The 1,128-nt window shown below is 44.7% G+C and carries 1 protein-coding gene; it reads left to right on the top strand.

Annotated elements, in window-relative coordinates:
- Positions 1–1,128, top strand: a 1,128-nt coding sequence (locus tag WH96_RS20825) for a LamG-like jellyroll fold domain-containing protein (RefSeq protein WP_047766176.1), incomplete at both ends; no start/stop codon positions are given.

Genomic DNA, 1,128 nt, shown 5'->3' with positions numbered 1-1,128 from the left:
AGGGTTCGTCTAATAAGATAGCCCTAATAACCAGCCAAACACTTGAGAGTACAGAAGACTATTACCATATCGTTTTTGCTTATGATTCTACTCAAACACAGGCAGAAAATCGTGCTCGTCTTTATGTGAACGGCGAGCAGGTTACAGAGTTTGCCCAATCCCCATGGCCAACAGCTTATCCTCCACAAAATAGTGATCTTTGGGTTAATGCTGGTTACCAGCAACAAATCGGGGCGGCAGCACCCAACAATACTCGTGGTTGGTATTATAACGGTGCCATTGACAATGTCCGTTTGATTGATGGTACAGCGCATGATGCAGCTGCCTTTGGTATGGAAGATCCGAACTCTCCGGGCACATGGATTGCCTCTGAACTAACAGGCCTTGATTATGGGACGACAGGCTATTTCCTCGCTGATCCATCCTCAGGACAGGATTTATCCGGGAACGGAAATCATTTCTCTGTTAATGGTGGTGTTACCTCAGCCGAAGGTGTTAGCGTTGATATAGCATTTGAGCTAAGTCAGGGAACTTCAGGTCATGATGTACTTATCGGTGGTGATACAAATGATGCGATCAATGGCAACGCCGGAGACGACCTTATCTCTGGCGGTGCTGGAGACGACATTCTTGAAGGTGGTGCCGGAAATGATACTTATCTTTATAACCTCGGAGATGGTTTTGATCTCATTCGCAATAATGGTCTGGAAGATAAAGTTATCTTTGGTGCTGGAATAACCCAGAATGATCTGACTTTTGTGAAAGATGACAATAACCTGATTATCAACGTTTCTGAAACTGATCAGCTGACAGTCGAGAATTGGTTCGTGTCTTTTGAAAGCCGGGTTTCATTCGAAAGCTCTGATGGCGCCGTGATGAACGTGGTACTTGGTAATAACTCTGACAACAATCTTTCGGGTACTTCTTCTCAAGATATTATTATTGGTTTTGCCGGGAACGATATTCTTAACGGTAACGATGGAGAAGATACACTTGATGGTGGGTTAGGAAACGATCAACTCTTTGGTGGAAGCGGAAACGATACTCTCCGTGGTGATACAAGGGGAATGCTGTTTAGTGAGGAGAATGTTGGCAGTTTCGGTGATGCAATTGAGCAAGAATCAGGCA

It is taken from the genome of Kiloniella spongiae (genome assembly GCF_001026905.1).
GTDB classification, from domain to species: Bacteria; Pseudomonadota; Alphaproteobacteria; order Kiloniellales; family Kiloniellaceae; genus Kiloniella; species Kiloniella spongiae.
The sequence above is the reverse complement of the archived record's forward strand: the minus strand, read 5'-3'. Positions and strand labels throughout refer to the sequence as shown.